The organism is Halorubrum sp. AD140 (assembly GCF_034497445.1).
In the GTDB taxonomy this organism is placed as follows: domain Archaea; phylum Halobacteriota; class Halobacteria; order Halobacteriales; family Haloferacaceae; genus Halorubrum.
Window position 1 is genome coordinate 1 of the sequence record NZ_JAXRUU010000140.1, and the last position, 1967, is coordinate 1967.

Here is a 1967-nt window from a genome sequence, read left to right on the forward strand (position 1 = left end):
TCACGTCACCTGGACCGATCTCAGCGAACGAGGGCTGCTCGTCGAACGCTACGTTGTTGTTGTGACGGAGAGTGGAAACGAAGGCGAACTGGTGAGTGGCGTGGATCACGTCACGGTCGGGATCGTCACGGATTGAATCCTGGATCTCTTCCCACTGCTCGCTGGCCGGGCACTTCCCATTCTCTCCGTGGCACAGGGACTCGTCGATATCCTGGTCCGCAACGTCGGGGAGAATATCCTCTACGTAGTGGAGGGGGAGCCCCCTCTTGTTGCACATTCGATTTATCCACTCACTCACGGGCTCCTTATCTACCGTTATCGTTGTACCATCGCTATCGGGATCGTGGTCGCCCCCGCACACCGGACAGATCTCGTCCCGGCCGAGGAGGACGTAGTGTGAACGTCCGTTCTTCTCGGAGTATCCAACGGCGTTCTTCCGGGATTTGCCCGTCGGTGATAGGTGAACTACCTGTCGTCCCCCGGTCACTTCGGGCATCGTAAGCCACTCTGTTGTCGCCATGAGGAACGACTTCCCTATCCCGGTCGGGGATGCGAACGCGTAGTAGAGACACTTCTGCATCGCGTTCTCGACAGACTCACGGAGGGATTCTCTGAGCTCTTCCGTAGTCGGGTAGTTGTCTGTGTGCCCGTCGGGGACAGTGAGCGACTCAAGGTGTTCTAAACTCGGCGCTGTCGCCGAACCCGTTTGTGTGAACGTCTTCCAATTCCACGAGGCCAACGCTCGCATACGGGCGTCCTTGAGGGCTTCGAGGATTGTATCGTAGTCAGCTCCGATCTGACCAGAGATGTTTGTCGCGTACTCTGTGAGGCCACTCCTACCGACCCACCGGTTCTTCGGGATGGAGGTGGTCCCGCCGGTCTCACCGTCGTACTCAGCAGTGATCTGGACGTAGTCGGTGTCGGTCGGTGTGACGTGGACTACGCAATTCCCCGCTTGCCCAACGATCTGATCGTCGCCCACGCTACTCACCGATCTCCACGAGATGCTGCTCGACCACTTTCTTCCAGGCTTGGATGCCTGTGACTGCTCTATTCTCCTCCTCGATCTGCTGATTGTCTTTTTTCATTAGTTGTTTGCGCCGTTCATAGGATGGGGCGCATACCTCGGCGACAACCAGCTACGAAGCAATTAAATAGCCTTCGTACGTCTGTAATAGTACGAAAGGCATTAGTTTGCCTTGGCTGCTGTTGTCACCAGTATGGTAGAATGCTGGCGAGAGAGGCCCTACACAGATCTCTCATCTTCGCCAGCCGTTCAATACTTGGCTTACTTATGCGTCCGGCTGATACTCCTCAAACACCCTCTTTACGAGAGTATCAAAGGTTTCACCGCCACGCTTCTTCGATCGAACAACTTCATGCGTATCGTTGGATACCGGTATCGTGGTCTCCGCCATAGAACATATAATTTCTCTGGTGTTAAAGCCATTCCGATTATTAAATGAATCTGGTATTTTGGACTAAAGTGGTATACTTTGACTGTCGAACAGCTTCTCGTCAATTAACGTAATTAGGAGATCTTCGATAGAGAGTTCGGTCGAAACTCAGGGCCTGCGTCGAGGTGGACCTGTCAGTAATACTGGTGCGACAACCCAACACTTCGCCCGGAGAGCTATCCGAGCATGTTAGTCAATAGCACTCATGAAGCAAACTGCTCGATCATAGTTTCGAACTTTCCTGGCCAACCGAGTGAACCGTCCATGTGAGACGACCTATCAGATACATGCCACCACGGCCGGTGGGATCGCGCTACTCAGCCTTGGCGTAAGGCTTCAACCGGATGCTGAAGACGAAGCCGAAGACGGTAGTGACGAATAGTTACGACCGTTCACCGCGATCCTCTGCGTCTGAGGGCACCGAGACGGAGTTTTTTGACTCAAGGTGCTGAGGGATCAACTACCGGTTCAAACGTCGCAGGAGGTGCTCACGATCGTCTCGTCCTCTCT

The 1967-nt window shown here is 54.1% G+C and carries 1 protein-coding gene and 1 pseudogene; both read right to left on the reverse strand.

Translation table 11 applies throughout. The features are described 5' to 3' along the window. A pseudogene (locus tag U4E84_RS16745) lies at positions 1–982 on the reverse strand (hypothetical protein); the annotation flags it as partial. A 310-nt stretch (positions 983–1292) separates the two neighbouring features. Next, on the reverse strand, positions 1293–1418 hold the full coding sequence (locus U4E84_RS16750) for a hypothetical protein (protein ID WP_322533241.1): 126 nt from the start codon (positions 1416–1418) through the stop codon (positions 1293–1295). Positions 1419–1967 lie beyond the last annotated feature (549 nt).

What these genes read in the sequence shown, in the direction of transcription:
- U4E84_RS16750 (WP_322533241.1), bottom strand. Translation starts at nt 1,418, where the DNA reads ATGGCGGAGACCACGATACCGGTATCCAACGATACGCATGAAGTTGTT.